The organism is Streptomyces sp. NPDC012466 (genome assembly GCF_042955215.1).
Taxonomy (GTDB): Bacteria; Actinomycetota; Actinomycetes; order Streptomycetales; family Streptomycetaceae; genus Streptomyces.
The window spans coordinates 265,039-283,947 of sequence record NZ_JBIBEQ010000001.1; the positions used below are offsets into that span (position 1 = coordinate 265,039).

Here is an 18,909-nt window from a genome sequence, read left to right on the forward strand (position 1 = left end):
GACCGCCCGGAAACGCCCCGCTTCGCCCCCTTGTGCCGAACGGCGTGAGCGTCTTGGGTGGGACGAGTGATCCCGATCCGGGCCGCCGAAGAGCCCGGACCGGTGGCATGGTGGAATCTCAGGAGGATCCCGCAATGTCCGATTCGGCAAGTGGCTGTACCCGGCCACGCACCTCACTGTCCGAAGCCGAGGTCGAGGCTCTGGTCCGCGGCATCTGCTTCAAGACCGGCCCGCCACGCCGCCTCGGTGTCGAGGTGGAATGGCTCGTCCACGAGCTGCGCGAACCGCGGCTCCCCGTCACACCCGAACGACTCGAAGCGGCCTACGCAGCACTGCGGCCGCTGTCTCTGCGGTCGGCGCTCACCGTGGAACCCGGCGGCCAGCTGGAGCTGAGCTCGCCCCCCGCCGCCTCGCTGACGGAAGTCATCAGCACCGTCTCCGCCGACCTCGACGCCGTCCGCGCGGTCCTGCGCCAGGACGGCCTCACCCTCGTCGGCCTCGGTCACGATCCCTGGCACGAACCCCGCCGGTTCCTGCGCGAACCTCGTTACGACGCCATGGAGACATGCCTGGACCGCACGGGTCCCGCCGGCCGCGCCATGATGTGCGCCTCCGCCTCCGTGCAGGTGTGCCTGGACGCCGGTCACGAGGAGCCCGGGCCGCAGGGCCTGGTGCGCCGCTGGTGGCTGGCCCACCATCTGGGCGCCGTCCTGGTCGCCGCGTTCGCCAACTCCCCGCTCGCCGGGCACCGGCCGACCGGCTGGCTGTCCACCCGGCAGCTCGCGTGGACCCGGATCGGCGCCGGCCGGGCGGGCGGACCGCGGCTGGACACCGACCCGCGGGGCGCCTGGACCCGGCACGTGCTGGACGCCCCCGTGATGTGCGTACGGCAGGACAGCGGGCCCTGGGACGTTCCCGAGGGGCTCACCTTCCGGGACTGGATCCGCACGGGCGCGCCCCGGCCGCCCACCCGGGAGGATCTCGACTACCACGTCACGACGCTGTTCCCGCCGGTCAGGCCGCGCGGCCACCTCGAACTGCGCATGATCGACGCACAGCCCGGCGACGACGGCTGGATCGTGCCGCTCGCCGTGACGGCGGCACTCTTCGACGACCCGGAGGCCACCGAGACCGTCTACCGGGCCGTGAAGCCGCTGGCCGAGCGGACGCTGGGGCTGCCCGCGCCGCACAACCCGCTGTGGCTCGACGCGGCCCGCACCGGCCTGGCCGACGCGGAACTGCGCGAGGTGGCCGTCACCTGCTTCACGACCGCGCTGGACGCCCTGCCCCGGCTCGGCGCCGCCCCCGAGGTCATCGAGGCCGTCACGGCCTATCTGGACCGCTACGTCGTCCTGGGCCGCTGCCCCGCCGACGACCTGCTCGACCGACAGCGCGGCACGGACGGTCGCGCCCACGGGAAGGACTTCCGCCCATGACCGACACCGATCCCGCCGTCGATGCCGGGAGCGTCGACCCCGAGATGCTCCGTGAGCGGGCGGTCGCCTCACTCGTCGTGGCCCGCGACCGCACCACCCTGCTGACGAGCTGCGTGGAGGATCCCGACCTCACCGCCCAGCACTCGCCGCTGATGTCGCCGCTGGTCTGGGACCTCGCGCACATCGGCAACCAGGAGGAGCAGTGGTTGCTGCGGACCGTCGCCGGGCACGAGGCGATACGCCCGGAGATCGACGGCCTCTACGACGCCTTCGAGCACCCGCGCGCCGAGCGGCCGAAGCTGCCCCTGCTGTCACCGGCCGAGGCGCGGACGTACGCTGCCGAGGTGCGCGGCCGGGCGCTGGACGTGCTGGAGCGCGCCGCGTTCCACGGGACGCGGCTGACGGAGGCCGGGTTCGCCTTCGGGATGATCGCGCAGCACGAACAGCAGCATGACGAGACGATGCTGATCACCCATCAGCTCCGTACGGGCCCGCAGGCCCTGACCGCGCCCGACCCGGATCCGGTGCCGCTGTTCACCGGGCCGTCCGAAGTCCTCGTGCCGGGCGGGCCGTTCACCATGGGCACCTCCGGCGAACCGTGGGCCCTGGACAACGAACGCCCCGCGCACCGGCGCGAGGTGGCGCCCTTCCACATCGACACGACCCCGGTGACCAACGGCGCCTACCGGGCGTTCATCGAGGACGGCGGCTACCGCAACCCTCGGTGGTGGACGGCCGACGGCTGGGCGCACATCCAGAAGCACGGCATCGACGCCCCGCTGTTCTGGCGGCGCGACGGAAAGCAGTTCCTCAGGCGCCGCTTCGGCGTCACCGAGGTCGTCCCGCCCGACGAGCCGGTGCTCCACGTGTGCTGGTACGAGGCCGACGCCTACGCCCGCTGGGCGGGACGCCGGCTGCCCACGGAGGCCGAGTGGGAGAAGGCGGCCCGGCACGACCCGGCAGCCGACCGCTCGATGCGCTACCCGTGGGGCGACGCCGACCCGGGGCCGGAGCACGCCAACCTCGGCCAGCGGCACCTGCGTCCGGCGCCCGCCGGGAGTTACCCGGCCGGCGAGTCGCCGCTCGGCGTACGGCAGTTGATCGGCGACGTGTGGGAGTGGACGGCCAGCGACTTCCTGCCGTACCCGGGGTTCAAGGCGTTCCCGTACAAGGAGTACTCGGAGGTCTTCTTCGGGCCCGAGCACAAGGTGCTGCGCGGCGGTTCGTTCGCGGTGGACGCGGTGGCCTGCCGGGGCACCTTCCGCAACTGGGACTACCCGATCCGGCGCCAGATCTTCTCCGGATTCCGCACGGCACGGTCGGAGGACGTCTGATGTGCCGTCACGTGGCGTACGTGGGGCCCGAAGAGCCGCTGGGCAGCCTCCTCGTGCGCCCCCCGCACGGGCTGTACCGGCAGTCGTGGGCGCCCCGGCACCAGCGGTACGGGACGGTCAACGCCGACGGCTTCGGTGTCGGCTGGTACGCGCAGGGCGACCCGGTACCGGCCCGCTACCGCCGGGCCGGGCCGATCTGGGCCGACCTGTCGTTCGCCGATCTCGCCCGGGTCGTACGGTCCACCGCGCTGCTCGCCGCGGTGCGGGACGCGACCCTCTCGGGCGCGGACGCGGAGGCCGCCGCGGCCCCGTTCGCCGCGGGGACCTGGCTGTTCAGCCACAACGGCGCGGTGCAGGGCTGGCCCGGTTCGCTGGCCGCGGTGTCCCGGACACTGCCGCACGAGGAGCTGCTGTCGCTGGAGGCCCGCAACGACTCGGCGCTCGTGTGGGCGCTGGTCCTGGCGCGGCTGCGAAGCGGTGACGAGGAGGGCCAGGCGATGGCCGACACGGTCCTGGAGGTCGCCGCCGCGGCCCCCGGTTCCCGGCTCAACCTCCTGCTCACCAACGGCGACACCATCACCGCGACCGCCTGGGGCGACGCCCTGTGGTACCTCACCCGGCCCGGCGGCGGCACCGTCGTGGCCTCCGAGCCCTACGACGACGATCCGCACTGGCGGGAGGTCCCCGACCGCACCCTGCTGGCGGCGAGCCGCACCGACGTGCTGCTCACGCCGCTCAAGGAGCCGGCCGACGTCGCCGTGCCCTCCCCCTCGCCGAAGGAGCCCCGTACGTGAGCCCGTTCCACCTCACCCGCACCCTGCCGGAGGACGCCACGGACGCCGCGCTGCGCGCCGACGTCCACCGGGGGCTGACCGGCCGCCCCAAGACCCTGCCGCCGAAGTGGTTCTACGACGCGCACGGCAGCGACCTGTTCGAGAAGATCACGGAACTGCCCGAGTACTACCCCACGCGTGCCGAGCGGGAGATCCTCCTCGCGCGCTCCGGCGAGATCGCCGCGGCGGCCCGGGCACGGACCCTGGTCGAGCTCGGCTCCGGCTCCTCGGAGAAGACGAGGCACCTGCTCGACGCCCTCACGGACCTGCACACCTACGTCCCGGTCGACGTCAGCGGGAGCGCCCTCACCCAGGCCGGGCAGGCGCTCGCCGCCGAGCGGCCGGGGCTCGACGTGCACGCGCTGATCGCCGACTTCACGGCGGAACTGACCCTGCCGGACACGCCGGGACCCCGCTTGGTGGCGTTCCTCGGCGGCACGATCGGCAACCTGCTGCCCGCCGAACGCGCCGCGTTCCTGGCGTCCGTACGCGCCCTGCTCGCTCCGGGCGACGCCCTGCTGCTGGGCACGGACCTGGTCAAGGACGAGGAGGTGCTGGTCCGGGCGTACGACGACGGGGCCGGGGTGACGGCCGCGTTCAACAAGAACGTCCTGACCGTGATCAACCGCGAGCTGGGCGCCGACTTCGAGCCCGCCGCGTTCGACCACGTGGCGTTGTGGGACGCCGGGCACGAGTGGATCGAGATGCGGCTGCGTTCCCGTACGGCGCAGACGGTGAAGGTGCCGGCGCTCGGCCTCGCCGTGGACTTCGCGGCGGGCGAGGAGATACGGACCGAGGTGTCGGCGAAGTTCCGGCAGGAGGGCGTGCGCGCCGAACTGTCCGCGGCGGGGCTGGACCTCGCCCACTGGTGGACGGACGGTGAGGGACGGTTCGCGCTGTCGCTGAGCGTGGCGCGCTGACACCGGTGCGTCCCGGGGCGGCGGCGACGGCGGGGGACGACGTCTCGCGCTTCGCCGCCGCTTGGGGCACGGTGGAGTGACGCGTGACATACCCGTCACTGGAAGAGGAGCAGCGGCATGTCGAACCACACCTACCGGGTCACGGAGATCGTCGGCACCTCCCCCGACGGCGTCGACGAGGCCATCCGCAACGGCATCGGCCGGGCCTCGCAGACGCTGCGCAACCTGGACTGGTTCGAGGTGACGCAGGTGCGCGGCCAGCTCGAGGACGGGCGGATCGCGCACTGGCAGGTGGGCCTCAAGGTGGGCTTCCGCCTCGACGAGTCCGCGTAGGCGAGCGGCCGGGGCGGGCGGTCTAGGGATCGTCCGTCCCGGTGACGCTCTCGCTCCGGCCGGGGCCGGCTCCCGGCCTCAGGTCCGCCCTTCCCGTTCCTGCGCCGCCTTCATCTCGGCGGACCGGCTCACCCAGTCGGCCCGCACGACGGTGAAGCCCGCACGACGGGCGTCCGCGCAGACCAGCTCGTCGTCGTCGACGAGGACACGGATCTCGCGGGTGCGGGCCAGGCGCCGCAGGATCTCCAGCTTGGTGAACCGGGCGGGCCGCCGGTCGGTGTCCCGCCGCATGTACACGCGCCCCTCGGGCAGCCCCTGGGCGGCGAGCCAGTCCAGCGTGTCGCGCCGGCAGCGCTCGGGCCGCCCGGTGAGGTAGACGATCTCGCACTCCCGCGCGCTCTCCTCGACCAGCGCGATGCCCTCCGGGATCGGCGGGTCCTGCGGCGCCGCCGAGAAGAACCCGTCCCAGTCCTTCGGCCTGCGCTCCAGGAAGCTCTGCCGGTGCGAGGCGTCGGCGAGGGTGTTGTCCAGGTCGAACACGGCCAGCGGGGCCTTGCTGCGGTCGTCGCTCACGCGCCCAGCGTAAGGGGTCCCTCGCGCGGGGAGCGCATTCGAGACAGGCCGAGCCGGGAATTGGTCCCTACCGTCCGGCGACCGGCCCTTTTCACGCAGGCTGTCGCCGTAGGGCCAACCCGCCATGGGGGCGTGAACGAGCCACGAACGCAAGACAATTCATCCTCACAGTTGATGGCTCAAGCAGAGCACTGACATACTCCGCTTTCAGCCTCACCACCACCCGTGGCCGGGGCTGTCCGGGGACTCCACACAGAACCCCGAGGCCGTCCGCGTGAATCCGAACAGTGAGTTCTTCGGATGCACGAACCCCCCACGAGCCCGCACCCCCTCGCGCGTCCGGCATGGCTTCCCCCTGCCCGGAAACCGGACGCGTCCACCGACCCGACGGGGTCGAGTGCGGGGCACGATGCAGCGAAGAAGGTGCGCCTGTGCCCGAATTCTCACCGCGGCGGGATGACACTCCCACATTCCCGCTTCCGCACATCGAACATACTCCGCCGTCTCGCATATCCGACCACCCGGAATTTCACTCTCTGCGTCGTGCGCAACGCCGGTTCGGGCTGCGGGCGACGATCCTGTCCGTCGGCGGATTCCTGCTGTATGTGCTGCTGTCGAGTTTTGTACCCGAGGTGATGAACCAGCCGCTGTTCGGCCGCCTCACGATCGGACTCACCCTCGGTCTCGGGCAGTTCGTCATCATGGGCGTGACAGCGTGGTGCCATGCCCGGCACATGCGGACCCGCGTCGATCCGCTCGCCCGCGGCCTGAGATCCCGGCTGCACGGGACGGAGAGCCGCCGCGCCCGGTCGGCGGCGTCCTCGCAGGGGGCCGGACAGCCGCTCCACCACGGAACCAGGGGGTTCCGCACGTGGTGACCGCCGCCGCCATCGACGACCGCAGCCTGCAACTGACGTTCGTCCTGTTTCTCACCGTGGTCGTGATCACCCTCTTCATGGCCCTGCTGACGGCTCCCCAGCGCGACGAGATCAGCGAGTTCTACCTCGGCAACCGCGCCATGTCGCCGCTGCGCAACGGCCTGGCCATGTGCGGCGACTACCTGTCCGCCGCCACCCTGCTCGGCAGCACCGGCCTCGTGGCGCTCACCGGGTACGACGGGCTGATGTACCTCGGCGGCACCACCGTGGCCTGGATGATGGTGCTGCTGCTGATCGCCGAACCCCTGCACCGCACGGGCAGGTTCACCCTCGGCGACACGGTGGCGCTGCGCCTGCCACGGCGGCAACGGCCGGTGCGGGTCGCCCTGGCGGTCTGCATCCTGGCCATCGCCACGCTCTATCTGGTGGCCCAACTCGTCGGCAGCGTGGCCCTGCTGACCCAGTTCACCGGTGTGCCCAGCGGCACCACCCGCACCCTGTGCGTGGTCGTGATCGGTACCTTCGTGATCCTGTACGCCTCGCTCGGAGGCATGCCCGGTGCGACGGTCATCCAGATCATCAAGGCCGTGATGCTGGTGGTGGGCGTGCTGTTCACCGCGGGCTGGGTGCTGTACCACTTCGACTGGAATCCCGACGCCCTGCTGGAGAGGGCGTCCGAGCGCAGCGGTTCGGGCCTGAGCTTCCTGGAACCCGGGCTGCGCTACGGCGGCACGGTCAGCAACAAGCTGGACTTCCTCAGCCTCGAACTGGCCATCGTCCTCGGTCTCGCCGCCCTCCCGCACGTGCTGATGCGGCTGCTCACCCCGCGCACCAGCGGCGTGCTGCGCTCCTCCGTGCTGTGGGCCGTCGGTCTGGTCGGCGCGGTCTGCTTCGGGGCCGGCATCATGGGCCTCGGCGCCACCGCGCTGCTCGGCCGGGACACCATCGAGAGCACGGACCGCACCGGCAACGCCTCCGTCCTGCTGCTCGCCCACGAGCTGGGCGGCAGTGTCCTCACCGCGCTGCTGACCTGCCTGGCGTATCTGACGCTGCTCGCCGTGGCGGTCGGTCTCACGCTGGCCGCGGCGTCCTCCCTCGCGCACGACCTGTACAGCGAGGTGATCCGCAAGGGCCGGGCGAGCGAGACGGAGGAGCTGACCGTCGCCCGGCTGTCCGGGGCGGTCATCGGCGTCCTCGGCATCCTGCTGGCCCTCGTCGCCTGGGGGGCGAACACCGCGACCCTGGCCTTCCTGGCCTTCGCCATCGCGGCGTCCGCGATCCTGCCGACGATCATCTACACCCTGTTCTGGCGGCGTTTCAGCGCGAAGGGCGCCCTGCTCAGCCTCTACGGCGGGCTGCTCTGCTCGGTGCTGCTGGCCGTTTTCTCCCCCGTCGTCTCCTCGGCCCCGGGCTCGTTCTACCCGGAGGCCGACTTCGCCTGGTTCCCGCTGCAGAACCCCGGCATCGTCTCCATCCCGGCCGGCTTCCTGCTGGGCTGGCTCGGCACGGTGCTGGACAAGGGTCCGGCCGAAGAGGCCTCCGCGCACGAGAAGTTCGAGGTGCGGATGCTGGTGGGCGCGGACGACTGACACGTCCCCGCGGGGCTACCGCGGCCGGGCACCGGGACGCACATTGTTAATGGGATCCATTTTCATGTAGCGTCCTCGGTGCCCGCCCCACCGAGGAGGAGTCCCATGGCTGTCCCGAAGCGGAAGATGTCCCGCAGCAACACCCGTCACCGCCGCGCCCAGTGGAAGGCGGCCATGCCGGCGCTGGTGCCGGTCACCGTCGACGGCGTCCGTCACCTCGTACCGCAGAACCTCGTCAAGGCCTACGAGCGCGGGCTGCTACGCCCCGACGGCTGAGCACGCCGCCTCCGTGTAGAAGTGTGCGCGGACCCGGCGCAGCCACGCCTCGACCGGCGCCTCGCCGGGCTCGTCCGGCAACGCCGTCGGGCCCGCGTCGAAGGCGGCCTCGTAGTGCCTGAGCAGGGGCAGCGCGGCCGACGGGTCGGCGGCGACCCGCTCGCCGAAGGCGTGGTACTCCTCCGGGTTCTCGACCCGGATCGTCAACCGGCCCGTGGTGTACAGCTCCAGGCCCTGCCCGCACAGCCGCTTCAGGTGCCGGGCGTGCTTCGCGGTGCGCTTGCGGGTGTCCGCGGAGAAGGAACCGTCACCGCGTGCCTCCAGCCGCCGGAACTGCTGGGTGGCGTAGCCCAGGTAGGCGTCCCTGACCCGCTTGGCGCTCAGGAACGCCGTGCGGATGCCGATGAGTTCGTCGCCGAGCGGGGTGCGCACCTCGTACAGGTCGTCCGGGAGCCACACCAGCTCCATCGCGGTCGGGTTGCCGCCCAGGGCCAGCCGGCACCACTTGGCCGCCTCGTGCAGGGTGCGGTCCGGCGCCGTGCTGACGTGGGACTCCTTCGGCCGGCGCAGACCGTGGAGCTCCTCGGTGGGCGCGGCGAAGAGGCCGAGACGGTCGATGTCCGAGCCCGGGCGGGCGAGGCCGTAGGCGGTCGATCCGACGATGCCGGAGAGCAGGACGTTGGGGACGGTCACGGTCGGCCGCCTTTCGCTTCTGGGTACCGTGACATTGTCCTGACGCACCCGGACGCGGTCACCCCGTTTTCCGCGGGTGCCCCGCCGCGGCGGCGGAATACCGACGGCCCCGCCCGGCGTAGAACCTGGTATGGAACCCGTGCGCCTGTCCGTCCTCGACCGCTCCCGCACCCGCGAGGGGCACACCCACCCCGAGGCGCTGCGCGACACCGTGCGGCTGGCGCGGGAGCTGGAGCGGCTGGGCTACCACCGGCTCTGGGTCTCGGAGCACCACGGCGTGCCCGGGGTCGCCGGTTCCGCGCCGACCGTCCTGGCCGCCGCGGTGGCGGGCGCGACCCGCACGATCCGGGTCGGCACCGGCGGGGTGATGCTGCCCAACCACCGGCCGCTGGTCGTGGCCGAGCAGTTCGGGGTGCTGGAATCGCTGTTCCCCGGGCGGATCGACATGGGCCTCGGCCGGTCCGTCGGCTTCACCGACGGCGTGCGCAGGGCGCTGGGCCGCGACAAGGGCGACGCCGAGGACTTCGAGGCCCAGCTCGGGGAGCTGCTCGGCTGGTTCCGGGGCACCTCCCCCACCGGGGTCCACGCCCGGCCCGCGGAGGGCCTGAACGTGCCGCCGTTCGTCCTGGCGATGGGTGAGGGCGCCGGCATCGCCGCCCGCGCGGGCCTGCCCATGGTCATCGGCGACCTCAGGAACCGGGAGAAGATGCGGCGCGGCATCGACCTCTACCGCGACCGGTTCCGCCCCTCCCCCTGGGCCGCGGAACCCTACGTCGTCATCTCCGGCACCATCGCCGTGGCCGCCACCCCCGACGAGGCCCGGCGGCTGCTGATCCCCGAGGCCTGGTCCATGGCGTACTCCCGCACCCACGGCACCTTCCCGCCCCTGCCGCCCGCCGAGCGCGTGGAGGCACGCACGATGACCGGCAAGGAGCGCGGCTTCTACGAGTCCGGCCTGACCGGGCACATCGCCGGCACCGAGGAGCAGGTCGCGCACGAGCTGGAGACGGTGCTGAAGGAGACGGGCGCGCAGGAGGTACTCGTCACGACCAGCACGTACGACCGTGACGCCCTGCTGGACTCCTACCGGCGGCTGGCCGCGATCACCTCCGGTTAGAGTCGTCTCCCATGCACGACCGCGACCCCCATGACCCGTTCGTCCGTGTCCGCGGCGCCCGCGAGCACAACCTCCAGGGCATCGACGTCGACATCCCCCGGGACGTGCTGGCCGTGTTCACCGGCGTGTCCGGCTCGGGGAAGTCGTCGCTGGCGTTCGGCACGATCTACGCGGAGGCGCAGCGCCGCTACTTCGAGTCGGTCGCGCCCTACGCGCGCCGGCTGATCCACCAGGTCGGCGCCCCGAAGGTCGGGGAGATCACCGGTCTGCCCCCGGCCGTGTCGCTCCAGCAGCGCCGCGCGGCGCCCACCTCGCGCTCCTCCGTCGGCACCGTCACCAACCTCTCCAACTCCCTGCGCATGCTGTTCTCCCGGGCCGGCACCTACCCGCCCGGCGCCGGGCGGCTCGACTCCGACTCCTTCTCGCCCAACACGGCCGTGGGAGCCTGCCCGGAGTGCCACGGGCTCGGGCAGGTGCACCGCTCGAGCGAGGAACTGCTGGTCCCCGACCCGTCGCTGTCGGTCCGCGAGGGCGCGATCGCCGCGTGGCCGGGCGCCTGGCAGGGCAAGAACCTGCGGGACATCCTCGACGCGCTCGGGTACGACGTGGACCGGCCGTGGCGGGAGCTGCCCGCCGGGGAGCGGGAGTGGATCCTGTTCACGGACGAGCAGCCGGTGGTCACCGTGCACCCGGTGCGGGACGCCGACCGCATCCAGCGGCCGTACCAGGGCACCTACATGAGCGCCCACCGGTATGTGATGAAGACGTTCGCGGACTCCAAGAGCCCGACCCTGCGGGCGAAGGCCGAGCGGTTCCTCACCAGCGCGCCCTGCCCGGCGTGCGGCGGCAGCCGGCTGCGCCCCGAGGCCCTGGCGGTGACCTTCGGCGGCCGGACCATCGCCGAGCTGGCGGCCGTGCCTCTGGTGGACCTGGCCGCCGGTCTCGACGGGGACGCGGAGGCCGCCCGGGTCCTCACCGACGACCTGAGGTCGCGTATCGCGCCGGTCGTCGAGCTGGGGCTCGGCTACCTCAGCCTCGACCGCCCCACCCCCACCCTCTCCGCGGGCGAACTCCAGCGCCTGCGCCTGGCCACCCAGCTGCGCTCCGGCCTGTTCGGTGTCGTCTACGTCCTCGACGAGCCGTCGGCCGGACTGCACCCGGCGGACACCGAGGCGCTGCTCACGGTGCTGGAGCGGCTGAAGGCGTCCGGGAACTCGGTGTTCGTCGTGGAGCACCACCTGGACGTGGTGCGCGGCGCCGACTGGCTGGTGGACGTGGGTCCGGACGCGGGCGAGCACGGCGGGCGGGTGCTGCACAGCGGCCCGGTGGCCGAGCTGGCCGGTGTCGGGGAGTCGGCGACGGCCCGCTACCTGTTCGACCGCTCCCCCGTTCCGGCCCGGGCCGTGCGCGAGGCGACCGGGTGGCTGAGGACCGGCCCGGTCACCCGGCACAACCTGCGCGGCGTGACCGCGGAGTTCCCGCTCGGCGTGTTCACCGCCGTCACCGGCGTGTCCGGCTCCGGCAAATCCACCCTCATCGGCGAGATCACGCAGGACACGGCCGGGGTGGGCCGGCTGGTCTCGGTCGACCAGAAGCCGATCGGCCGCACACCGCGCTCGAACCTCGCCACCTACACGGGCCTCTTCGACGTCGTGCGCAAGGTGTTCGCGGCGACCGACGGGGCCCGCGAACGCGGTTTCGGTGTCGGGCGGTTCTCCTTCAACGTGGCGGGAGGGCGCTGCGAGACCTGCCAGGGTGAGGGGTTCGTCAGCGTGGAGCTGCTGTTCCTGCCCAGCACGTACGCGCCCTGCCCGGACTGCGGCGGGGCCCGCTACAACCCGCGGACGCTGGAAGTGACGTACCGCGGGCGGAACATCGCGCAGGTGCTGGATCTGACGGTGGAGAGCGCGGCGGAGTTCTTCGCGGACATCCCGGCCGTGGCACGCAGCCTCGGCGCCCTGCTCGACGTGGGTCTGGGCTACCTCCGCCTGGGGCAGCCCGCGACGGAGCTCTCCGGCGGGGAGGCCCAGCGCATCAAGCTGGCGAGCGAACTGCAGCGCGGCCGGCGCGGCCACACGCTCTACCTCCTCGACGAGCCCACGACCGGCCTCCACCCGGCCGACGTGGACGTCCTGATGCGCCAGCTGCACGGCCTCGTCGACGCCGGGCACACCGTGATCGTCGTCGAGCACGACATGTCCGTCGTCGCGCGGGCGGACTGGGTGATCGACCTCGGCCCGGGCGGTGGCGACGCGGGCGGCCGGATCGTGGCGTCGGGACCGCCCCCGGACGTCGCACGCTCGACGGAGAGCCGGACCGCGCCGTATCTGGCGCGCACGCTGTCCGGGGGCCGCTGAGGCCCCCGAGCAGGCAACCGGGTCCCGCCGAAGGCCCCGGAAACACCCACGCCGGGTCCCGCCGAGGCCCGGGCCGCTACGCCACCAGCACCTTGTGCGTCCAGGCCGGCGCGGCCGTCTGCCACGGCTGTGCCGAGTGGGCTAGGGCGCGGCGGTCGGGACTGCTGCCCGGGGGGATGGGGTCCCGGACCTCGACCTCCGCGATCAGGCCGCGGGCCGTCGCCACCCGCCACAGGGAGGCCATCAGCGTGTCCTCGCCGACGTACGCGGGGGCCGTGGTGGCCGTTCCGCCGCTGAGCCGGTAGCCGATGCGCACCGGCTGGACCGGCACCCCGGCGTCCAGGGCGGCCTGGAAGACGGCCCGGCGGAAGGGGCCCTGGGCCCGGCCGCACCAGGTGCTGCCCTCGGGGAACGCCGCGACCGCGGCGCCCTCGCGCAGGGCCCCGGCGATCCGGGCGACCGTGTCCGGGAGGGCGCGCAGCCGGTCCCGGTCGATGAACAGGGTCCCGCCGCGCGCGGCCAGCGCACCGGCGACGGGCCAGCGCCGTACCTCGGTCTTGGCCAGCATCCGGGCGGGGCGGACGGCAGCGAGCAGCGGGATGTCCAGCCAGGAGATGTGGTTGGCGACCAGCAGCAGTCCGCCGGTGGGCGCGGCGGCACCGGTGATACGGACCCGGACCCCTGCGGCCCGCACGATCCACCGGCACCACCACTGGACCAGGGACGCCGGTACCCGGGCCCCGACGGGCGTCAGCGCGATCCCCCCGAACAGGAGCAGGAGGACCGCGGTGAGCCGCAGCACGGCACGCGGCACGGCCCGTGCCCGCACGGCCGACGGCTTCTCGACACAGGCCCGCGGGGTGCAGGGCGCGGTGGGCAGCCAGGCGCTCATCAGGCCGGTACGAGGGAGAGGAAGTGCCGCAGGTAGCGCCCGTTGACGCGGCTCATCGGCAGCAGCACGTACAGGTCGGCGACGCCGAAGTCCGGATCGTGGGCCGGTTCGCCGCACACCCAGGCCCCCAGGCGCAGGTAGCCGCGCAGCAGGGCGGGCAGTTCGACGCGGGCGGCGGGCGCGGGGCCCGGCGTCCACGGCAGCAGCGGCCGTACCCGGAACTCCTCCGGCGAGAGGTGCTTGCCGCTCACCCGGTCCCAGGTGGCGGACGCGAGGGTGCCGCCGTCGGCGAGCGGGACGGAGCAGCAGCCGGCGAGCCACTCGTGGCCGCGCTCGACCATGTAGCGGGCGATACCGGCCCAGATGAGGCTGATGACCGCGCCGTCGCGGTGGCCGGGATGCACGCAGGAGCGGCCGACCTCGACGAGCTGCGGCCGGATCCCGTCGAGCGAGGTCAGGTCGAACTCGCCCTCGGAGTACAGCCGCCCGGCGACCGCCGCGCGCTCCGGCGGCAGCAGCCGGTAGGTGCCGACGACCTGCCCGGTCGTCTCCTCCCGGACGAGCAGGTGGTCGCAGTACGCGTCGAACGGGTCGACGTCGAGGCCCGGCTGCGGGCCGGAGAGCAGGGCTCCCATCTCCCCGGCGAAGACGTCGTGCCGCAGCCGCTGGGCGGCTCGCACGTCCTCCTCGTTCCGGGCGAGGGCGACGGTGTAGCGGGTGGGGGCCGCGGGCTGCGCGGGGCGGTCGACGGTCAGTACGCCGGTCATGGCTCTCTCCTGGTCACGGGCCGGTCGGTGAGGCGGGGCGCTGAGCGGTGTCGTGCGATCCTTCGCCTCTGTTCTGCCGATGCCGACTGACCTTCGCGTGTCATGTGCAGAGAGAACGGGTGTGAGGTTGCTGAACGGCTCGCGCCCGCGAGCGGGGCCCGGACGGCCTGGTCGGACACGCGCGCACCGGCTCCGGCGGCGAGAGTGAACCGCATGACAGAACCCGGAGCCGGCGAGCGTCGAAGGGGCTCGGCCTCGTCCACCGAGCGCCGGCGCACGTGCGCGGCGCCGGGGAGGCCGCTCGGCGCGCCGCCGAGGCGCTGACGGAGCTGGTCAGCCACCGCCTCGAAGGGGTTTCCGCGGTGTGCCGGGGCGAGGACGACGACTGGATCGTCGATGTCGACGTACTCGAACTGGCTCGCATTTCCCCGGCCCGTGACACGCGGACACCAGACGGGACCGGGAAGAGCACCACTCCCGGTCCCGCCCGTCCGCACCTGCCGGCGAACGTCCTACCCCCCCACGGGGTCAGCGCTTGGCGGCCTTGCGGGTCGCCCGCAGCCACTCCTTGTTCATGCTGGTGATGGACATGAGCGGAATCCCCTTGGGACAGGCGGTGGCGCACTCGCCCGCGAGGGTGCAGCCCCCGAACCCCTCCTCGTCCATCTGCTCCACCATGTCCAGCACCCGCGTCTCCCGCTCGGGCGCCCCCTGCGGCAGCACGTTCAGGTGGTTGATCTTGGCGGAGGTGAACAGCATCGCCGCCCCGTTGGGACAGGCCGCCACACACGCCCCGCAGCCGATGCACTCGGCATGTTCGAAGGCGAAGTCGGCGTCCGGCTTCGGTACCGGCGTGGCGTGCGCCTCGGGAGCCGCCCCGGTGGGCGCGGTGATGTATCCGCCGGCCTGGATGATCCGGTCGAACGCCGACCGGTCCACGACCAGATCCTTGATCACCGGGAACGCCGCTGCCCGCCACGGCTCGACGTCGATCGTGTCGCCGTCCTGGAACGACCGCATGTGCAGCTGGCAGGTGGTGGTGCGCTCGGGCCCGTGCGCGTCACCGTTGATGACGAGCGAACACGCCCCGCAGATGCCCTCGCGGCAGTCGTGGTCGAAGGCGACGGGGTCCTCGCCCCTGACGATGAGTTCCTCGTTGAGCGTGTCGAGCATCTCCAGGAAGGACATGTCGGGCGAGATCCCGTCCACCTCGTACGTGGACATCGTGCCGTCGGCGTCGGCGTTCCGCTGCCGCCAGACGCGCAGGGTGAGCTTCATGCGTAGCTCCGCTGGGTGGGGTGGACGTACTCGAAGACGAGGTCTTCCCTGTGCAGGACGGGAGCCTCGCCGGTGCCGGTGAACTCCCAGGCGGCCGCGTACCCGAACTCCTCGTCCTTGCGGGCGGCCTCGCCGTCGGGCGTCTGGGACTCCTCGCGGAAGTGGCCGCCGCAGGACTCCTCGCGGTGCAGCGCGTCGAGGCACATCAGCTCGGCCAGCTCCAGGTAGTCGACGACGCGGTTGGCCTTCTCCAGCGACTGGTTGAACTCCTCACCGGTGCCGGGAACCTTGATGCGCCGCCAGAACTCCTCGCGGATCTGCGGGATGCGCTCCAGCGCCTTGCGCAGCCCCGAGTCGGTGCGGGCCATGCCGCAGAACTCCCACATGAGTTCCCCGACCTCGCGGTGGAAGGAGTCGGGAGTGCGGTCGCCGTCGACGGACAGCAGCAGGTTGAGCCGGTCCTGGGTGTCGGCCAGCACCTCCTGGACGGCGGGGTGTTCGTCGGTCACCGCCTCGTGGTGCGGGTTGCGGGCCAGGTAGTCGTTGATGGTCGAGGGGAGGACGAAGTAGCCGTCCGCGAGTCCCTGCATCAGCGCGGAGGCGCCGAGCCGGTTGGCGCCGTGGTCGGAGAAGTTGGCCTCGCCGATCGCGAACAGGCCGGGGATCGTGGTCTGGAGGTCGTAGTCGACCCACAGGCCTCCCATCGTGTAGTGCACCGCGGGGTAGATCCGCATCGGCACCTCGTACGGATCCTCGTCGGTGATCCGCTGGTACATGTCGAAGAGGTTGCCGTACTTGGCCTCGACGGCCCCCCGGCCCATGCGGTCGATGGCGTCGGCGAAGTCCAGGTAGACGCCCTGCCCGCCGGGACCCACTCCCCTGCCCTCGTCGCAGACGTTCTTCGCGGCACGGGAGGCGATGTCCCGGGGGACGAGGTTGCCGAAGGACGGGTAGATGCGCTCCAGGTAGTAGTCGCGCTCGTCCTCGGGGATCTCGCCGGGGGGCCTGCGGTCCCCCTTCGCCTTCGGCACCCAGATGCGGCCGTCGTTGCGCAGCGACTCGCTCATCAGCGTGAGCTTGGACTGGTGGTCGCCGGTGCGCGGGATGCAGGTGGGGTGGATCTGGGTGAAGCAGGGGTTGGCGAAGTACGCGCCGCGCCGGTGCGCCCGCCAGATCGCCGTGGCGTTGGAGTTCATGGCGTTCGTCGACAGGTAGAAGACGTTGCCGTAGCCGCCGCTCGCCAGCACCACCGCGTCCGCGAAGTACGTGTCGATCCTGCCGGTGATCAGGTCCCGGGCGACGATCCCGCGCGCCCGCCCGTCGACGACGATCAGGTCGAGCATCTCCGTACGCGGGTGCATCTCGATGTTCCCCGCGGCGATCTGCCGGCTGAGGGCCTGGTAGGCGCCGAGCAGCAGTTGCTGGCCCGTCTGGCCGCGGGCGTAGAAGGTCCGCGACACCTGGACGCCGCCGAAGGAACGAGTGTCGAGCAGGCCGCCGTACTCACGGGCGAACGGCACGCCCTGCGCCACGCACTGGTCGATGATCTCGACGGAGATCTGCGCGAGGCGGTGGACGTTGGACTCGCGGGCCCGGAAGTCGCCGCCCTTGACGGTGTCGTAGAACAGCCGGTGGACGGAGTCGCCGTCGTTGCGGTAGTTCTTCGCCGCGTTGATGCCTCCCTGCGCGGCGATGGAGTGGGCGCGGCGGGGCGAGTCCTGGTAGCAGAACTGGACGACGTGGTAACCCTGTTCGGCGAGGGTGGCCCCGGCGGACCCGCCGGCCAGGCCGGTGCCGACGACGATCACGGTGTGCTTGCGCCGGTTGGCGGGGTTGACCAGCTTGGCCTCGAAGCGGCGCTTGTCCCAGCGCTCGTTGATCGGCCCGGACGGGGCCTTGGTGTCGGCGACCGGCTCACCGGTCGCGTAGTCGGTGTAGGTCATGTCAGCTCACCACTCCGGTCATGACGCCCACGGGGACGGCGATGAATCCGGCCGTGAGCAGCAGCGCGAGGATGTTGGCGACGGCCTTCAGGGCACGGTCGCGGGTGCGGCTGCCGGCGCCGAGGGTCTGGGCGGCACTCCAGAAGCCGTGCCGGATGTGCAGGCCGAGCGCGAGCATCGCGACGATGTAGATGACGTTGCCGTACCAGGTGGAGAAGGTGTCCACGACGTTCTGGTACGGGTGGCCCTCCTGGAAGCCGCCCGCGTGCACGGTGCCGGTGGTCAGGTCGAGGACGTGCCAGACGATGAACAGCCCGAGAATGATCCCGCCCCACCGCATGGTCCGCGTCGCGTAGCTCGCACGCGGCTTCTTGTGCACGTACTTGCTGGGGCGCGCCCGGATGTCGCGGCGGCTGAGCTGGTACGCGGCGACGGCGTGCGCGACGACGGCGGCCACCAGCACGACGCGGATCAGCCACAGCGTCCACTCGTAGTGCATGAACGGCTCGCCGACGGTGCGCAGCCAGTGCCCGTACGCGTTGAACTCGCCGGCGCCGAAGTAGATCTTCAGGTTCCCGATCATGTGGGCGACCAGGTACAGCAGCATGATCAGACCGCTGACCGCCATCACGGTCTTCTTGCCGACGGTGGAGTCCCACACGGTGCGTGCGAAGGACGGCCGCCTGTCCGTCCGCGTTGCCAGAGCCATGGAACAGCACGCTACGGACCCACGGCCGATCGGTCCAAGACATGGTCCGGCTTGATTCCATAGCCTGGGGCTATCATAGGAGGATGCAGTTCCAGCAGCTCCAGTACTTCGTGGCCGTCGCCGAGACCCGGCACTTCACCCGGGCCGCCGATCTGGTCCACGTCGCGCAGCCGTCGCTGTCGCAGCAGATCAAGGCCCTGGAGCGGGAGCTGGGTGCGGATCTCTTCCTGCGTGCCAGAGGCAACATCACGCTCACGGACGCCGGGGAGGCGCTGCTCCCCCTGGCCCGGCGCATCCTGGCCGACGCGGACACGGCCCGGCACGAGGTGCAGGAACTGGTGCAGTTGCGCAGCGGACGCGTGCGGCTGGGGGCGACGCCGAGTCTGTGCACGGGTCTGCTGCCGGACGTGCTGCGCGCCTTCCACGACCGCTACCCCGGCATCCGGCTGCTGATCGAGGAGGGCGGCTCGCACGACCTGGTACGGGAGCTGGCTCGCGGGGCGCTGGATCTCGCCCTGGTGGTGCTGCCGCTGCCGACGCCCTCCCCGGCGCTGACCACGGTGGAGCTGCTGCGGGAGGACCTGGTCGTCGTCTCCTCACCGGATGCCCCGAGCCCCGGACGGGGCCGGCGTACCGTACGCGTCGCCGACCTGGAGGGCGAACGCCTGGTGATGTTCCGGCACGGGTACGACCTGCGGGAACTGACGGTGGCGGCGTGCCGGGCCGAGGGCTTCGAACCCGACTTCGCCGTGGAAGGCGGGGAGATGGACGCGGTGCTGGGGTTCGTGCGGGCCGGGCTGGGGGTCGCTGTGGTGCCTCGGATGGTGGCGGCCCGGTCCGGGCGCGGGCTGCGGGTGACTCCGCTGGCCCGGCCCGGACTGCATCGCGTGATCGCGCTGGCACACCGGAGCGATGTGGCGCCGCCCCGGGCCGCTCGGGAGTTGCAGCGGATGCTGTTGGAGCGGTGAGGCGGTTTCGGGG

Annotated in this window: 19 protein-coding genes; 12 read left to right on the forward strand and 7 right to left on the reverse strand. The window is 72.3% G+C overall.

Annotated features, from left to right (window positions below):
• Nucleotides 1–134: 134 nt before the first annotated feature.
• The 5 genes from egtA (at nt 135) to ACFY9E_RS01265 (ending at nt 4,856) form a co-directional block, all read left to right on the forward strand.
• On the forward strand, nt 135–1,436 hold the full coding sequence (gene egtA, locus ACFY9E_RS01245; protein WP_390978149.1) for an ergothioneine biosynthesis glutamate--cysteine ligase EgtA: 1,302 nt from the start codon (nt 135–137) through the stop codon (nt 1,434–1,436).
• Nucleotides 1,433–2,770, forward strand: coding sequence for an ergothioneine biosynthesis protein EgtB (gene egtB, locus ACFY9E_RS01250; protein WP_390978151.1), 1,338 nt, complete (start codon nt 1,433–1,435; stop codon nt 2,768–2,770). The genes egtA and egtB overlap by 4 nt, the downstream gene beginning before the upstream one ends.
• Complete coding sequence (egtC, locus tag ACFY9E_RS01255; RefSeq protein WP_390978152.1) at nt 2,770–3,564, forward strand: ergothioneine biosynthesis protein EgtC; 795 nt, start codon at nt 2,770–2,772, stop codon at nt 3,562–3,564. The genes egtB and egtC overlap by 1 nt, the downstream gene beginning before the upstream one ends.
• Nucleotides 3,561–4,523, forward strand: a complete 963-nt coding sequence (gene egtD, locus ACFY9E_RS01260) for an L-histidine N(alpha)-methyltransferase (protein ID WP_390978154.1) — start codon at nt 3,561–3,563, stop codon at nt 4,521–4,523. The genes egtC and egtD overlap by 4 nt, the downstream gene beginning before the upstream one ends.
• Before the next feature lie 117 nt (nt 4,524–4,640).
• Complete coding sequence (locus tag ACFY9E_RS01265) at nt 4,641–4,856, forward strand: dodecin (protein WP_390978156.1); 216 nt, start codon at nt 4,641–4,643, stop codon at nt 4,854–4,856.
• A 78-nt stretch (nt 4,857–4,934) separates the two neighbouring features.
• Here ACFY9E_RS01265 and ACFY9E_RS01270 read toward each other — a convergent pair whose 3' ends face one another.
• Nucleotides 4,935–5,528, reverse strand: coding sequence for an HAD family acid phosphatase (locus ACFY9E_RS01270; RefSeq protein WP_390980235.1), 594 nt, complete (start codon nt 5,526–5,528; stop codon nt 4,935–4,937).
• Nucleotides 5,529–5,860: 332 nt separating this feature from the next.
• On the opposite strand from ACFY9E_RS01270, the gene ACFY9E_RS01275 reads away from it, so the two are divergent.
• The 3 genes from ACFY9E_RS01275 to rpmF all read left to right on the forward strand — a co-directional run bounded on the left by ACFY9E_RS01275 (nt 5,861) and on the right by rpmF (nt 8,172).
• Nucleotides 5,861–6,307, forward strand: a complete 447-nt coding sequence (locus ACFY9E_RS01275) for a DUF485 domain-containing protein (protein ID WP_390978158.1) — start codon at nt 5,861–5,863, stop codon at nt 6,305–6,307.
• Nucleotides 6,301–7,896: a cation acetate symporter gene (locus ACFY9E_RS01280; RefSeq protein ID WP_390978159.1), complete on the forward strand. Its 1,596-nt coding sequence runs from the start codon at nt 6,301–6,303 to the stop codon at nt 7,894–7,896. The genes ACFY9E_RS01275 and ACFY9E_RS01280 overlap by 7 nt, the downstream gene beginning before the upstream one ends.
• 105 nt (nt 7,897–8,001) lie before the next feature.
• Nucleotides 8,002–8,172 (forward strand): 50S ribosomal protein L32, encoded by a 171-nt coding sequence (rpmF, locus tag ACFY9E_RS01285; RefSeq protein ID WP_390978161.1) that lies wholly within the window; start codon nt 8,002–8,004, stop codon nt 8,170–8,172.
• On the opposite strand, the gene ACFY9E_RS01290 is transcribed toward rpmF, so the two are convergent.
• Entirely contained in the window at nt 8,155–8,913 is a 759-nt protein-coding gene (locus tag ACFY9E_RS01290; RefSeq protein WP_390978163.1) for a DNA polymerase beta superfamily protein, read from the reverse strand. The genes rpmF and ACFY9E_RS01290 overlap by 18 nt on opposite strands.
• A gap of 82 nt (nt 8,914–8,995) precedes the next feature.
• On the opposite strand from ACFY9E_RS01290, the gene ACFY9E_RS01295 reads away from it, so the two are divergent.
• Together ACFY9E_RS01295 and ACFY9E_RS01300 are read left to right on the forward strand one after the other, a co-directional pair.
• Nucleotides 8,996–9,982, forward strand: coding sequence for an MsnO8 family LLM class oxidoreductase (locus ACFY9E_RS01295; protein WP_390978165.1), 987 nt, complete (start codon nt 8,996–8,998; stop codon nt 9,980–9,982).
• An 11-nt stretch (nt 9,983–9,993) separates the two neighbouring features.
• Nucleotides 9,994–12,339, forward strand: a complete 2,346-nt coding sequence (locus ACFY9E_RS01300) for an ATP-binding cassette domain-containing protein (protein WP_390978167.1) — start codon at nt 9,994–9,996, stop codon at nt 12,337–12,339.
• Between the two features lie 76 nt (nt 12,340–12,415).
• Here ACFY9E_RS01300 and ACFY9E_RS01305 read toward each other — a convergent pair whose 3' ends face one another.
• On the reverse strand, nt 12,416–13,231 hold the full coding sequence (locus ACFY9E_RS01305; protein ID WP_390978169.1) for a 1-acyl-sn-glycerol-3-phosphate acyltransferase: 816 nt from the start codon (nt 13,229–13,231) through the stop codon (nt 12,416–12,418).
• Complete coding sequence (locus ACFY9E_RS01310) at nt 13,231–13,998, reverse strand: GNAT family N-acyltransferase (RefSeq protein WP_390978171.1); 768 nt, start codon at nt 13,996–13,998, stop codon at nt 13,231–13,233. The genes ACFY9E_RS01305 and ACFY9E_RS01310 overlap by 1 nt, the downstream gene beginning before the upstream one ends.
• Nucleotides 13,999–14,276: 278 nt before the next feature.
• Between ACFY9E_RS01310 and gvpO the strand changes: the two genes are divergently transcribed.
• Nucleotides 14,277–14,582: a gas vesicle protein GvpO gene (gene gvpO / locus ACFY9E_RS01315; protein WP_390978173.1), complete on the forward strand. Its 306-nt coding sequence runs from the start codon at nt 14,277–14,279 to the stop codon at nt 14,580–14,582.
• Here gvpO and ACFY9E_RS01320 read toward each other — a convergent pair.
• The 3 genes from ACFY9E_RS01320 to ACFY9E_RS01330 are packed head-to-tail and all read right to left on the reverse strand — an operon-like array spanning nt 14,527 to nt 17,928.
• On the reverse strand, nt 14,527–15,276 hold the full coding sequence (locus ACFY9E_RS01320; protein ID WP_390978175.1) for a succinate dehydrogenase/fumarate reductase iron-sulfur subunit: 750 nt from the start codon (nt 15,274–15,276) through the stop codon (nt 14,527–14,529). The two genes, gvpO and ACFY9E_RS01320, sit on opposite strands and share 56 nt — an antisense overlap.
• The gene (locus ACFY9E_RS01325) at nt 15,273–17,219 is read right to left on the reverse strand and encodes a fumarate reductase/succinate dehydrogenase flavoprotein subunit (RefSeq protein ID WP_390978177.1); all 1,947 of its coding nucleotides are present in this window, start codon (nt 17,217–17,219) and stop codon (nt 15,273–15,275) included. Before ACFY9E_RS01325 ends, ACFY9E_RS01320 begins: the two co-directional genes overlap by 4 nt.
• Nucleotide 17,220: 1 nt before the next feature.
• Complete coding sequence (locus ACFY9E_RS01330) at nt 17,221–17,928, reverse strand: succinate dehydrogenase (RefSeq protein WP_390978179.1); 708 nt, start codon at nt 17,926–17,928, stop codon at nt 17,221–17,223.
• A gap of 83 nt (nt 17,929–18,011) precedes the next feature.
• Here ACFY9E_RS01330 and ACFY9E_RS01335 point away from each other — a divergent pair, with 83 nt between their 5' ends.
• Complete coding sequence (locus ACFY9E_RS01335) at nt 18,012–18,896, forward strand: LysR substrate-binding domain-containing protein (protein ID WP_390978181.1); 885 nt, start codon at nt 18,012–18,014, stop codon at nt 18,894–18,896.
• Nucleotides 18,897–18,909 lie beyond the last annotated feature (13 nt).

Bases quoted from the DNA above. Each gene is read 5' to 3' on its own strand.
- egtB (WP_390978151.1), top strand. From the start codon at position 1,433: ATGACCGACACCGATCCCGCCGTCGATGCCGGGAGCGTCGACCCCGAG.
- ACFY9E_RS01320 (WP_390978175.1), bottom strand. From the start codon at position 15,276: ATGAAGCTCACCCTGCGCGTCTGGCGGCAGCGGAACGCCGACGCCGAC.
- egtC (WP_390978152.1), top strand. From the start codon at position 2,770: ATGTGCCGTCACGTGGCGTACGTGGGGCCCGAAGAGCCGCTGGGCAGC.
- ACFY9E_RS01335 (WP_390978181.1), top strand. From the start codon at position 18,012: ATGCAGTTCCAGCAGCTCCAGTACTTCGTGGCCGTCGCCGAGACCCGG.
- ACFY9E_RS01295 (WP_390978165.1), top strand. From the start codon at position 8,996: ATGGAACCCGTGCGCCTGTCCGTCCTCGACCGCTCCCGCACCCGCGAG.
- ACFY9E_RS01330 (WP_390978179.1), bottom strand. From the start codon at position 17,928: ATGGCTCTGGCAACGCGGACGGACAGGCGGCCGTCCTTCGCACGCACC.
- ACFY9E_RS01305 (WP_390978169.1), bottom strand. From the start codon at position 13,231: ATGAGCGCCTGGCTGCCCACCGCGCCCTGCACCCCGCGGGCCTGTGTC.
- ACFY9E_RS01265 (WP_390978156.1), top strand. From the start codon at position 4,641: ATGTCGAACCACACCTACCGGGTCACGGAGATCGTCGGCACCTCCCCC.
- egtA (WP_390978149.1), top strand. From the start codon at position 135: ATGTCCGATTCGGCAAGTGGCTGTACCCGGCCACGCACCTCACTGTCC.
- ACFY9E_RS01310 (WP_390978171.1), bottom strand. From the start codon at position 13,998: ATGACCGGCGTACTGACCGTCGACCGCCCCGCGCAGCCCGCGGCCCCC.
- ACFY9E_RS01325 (WP_390978177.1), bottom strand. From the start codon at position 17,219: ATGACCTACACCGACTACGCGACCGGTGAGCCGGTCGCCGACACCAAG.
- rpmF (WP_390978161.1), top strand. From the start codon at position 8,002: ATGGCTGTCCCGAAGCGGAAGATGTCCCGCAGCAACACCCGTCACCGC.
- ACFY9E_RS01300 (WP_390978167.1), top strand. From the start codon at position 9,994: ATGCACGACCGCGACCCCCATGACCCGTTCGTCCGTGTCCGCGGCGCC.